Genomic DNA, 711 nt, shown 5'->3' on the forward strand with positions numbered 1-711 from the left:
CCGGGTACGTAGCCGGGTATAGATGGCCAGAGCTGCTCTCAGGTTCTCCGTACCTCCCATAAGCTGAAGGTATCTACCCAGAGCCAGTTCGATCTCCTTGTCATCACAGGGGATGTCTGCCCGCCCCCCGGCCGCCCGGGTGCGTAATCTGGTAAAGATCTCCAGGGCCTTTTGCAGGTTGTCTCCTCCCCCTAAAGTCTGGAGATATCTGCCCAGCGTTAACTCGATGACTTTATCATTACAGGGGGTGTTCGCCTGTCCCCCGGCCGCCCGGGTACGCAGCTGGGTTAAGATGTCCAGGGCTGCTTTTTGATTGTCCAGGCCTCCCATATGCTGAAGATGTATCCCCAGAGCCAGTTCAATTCCCTTGTCATTACAGGGAGTATTCGCCTGCCCCCCGGCCGCACGGGCGCGCAGGCAGGTATAGATGCCCAGAGCCTCCATCTGGTTGTCCCTGCCCCCCATAATCTGGAGTAGCCTGCCCAGAGCCAGTTCGATCTCCTTGTCATCACAAGGGATGTTCGCCACCCCACCTGCCACCCGAGTGCGCAGCCGGATAAAGATCTCCCGGGCCGCTTCAAGGTTACCTGTGCTCCCCATGGCCTGGAGCAATCTGCCCAGTGCTAACCCATGTGTTTTTGCATCATTAAGAGAGCCTGAGTATTTTTCATAAAGGTATTCAAAGAGTGGTAGAGCTTCCGTTAAATGGCC

1 protein-coding gene is annotated in these 711 nt (G+C 56.4%); it reads right to left on the reverse strand.

Going from position 1 to position 711, the window contains the following annotated elements:
- Positions 1 to 711, reverse strand: a 711-nt coding sequence (locus E1189_RS01400) for a hypothetical protein (RefSeq protein WP_196220972.1), incomplete at both ends; no start/stop codon positions are given.

This window comes from Parendozoicomonas verongulae (assembly GCF_009711465.1).
Classification (GTDB): Bacteria; Pseudomonadota; Gammaproteobacteria; order Pseudomonadales; family Endozoicomonadaceae; genus Sansalvadorimonas; species Sansalvadorimonas verongulae.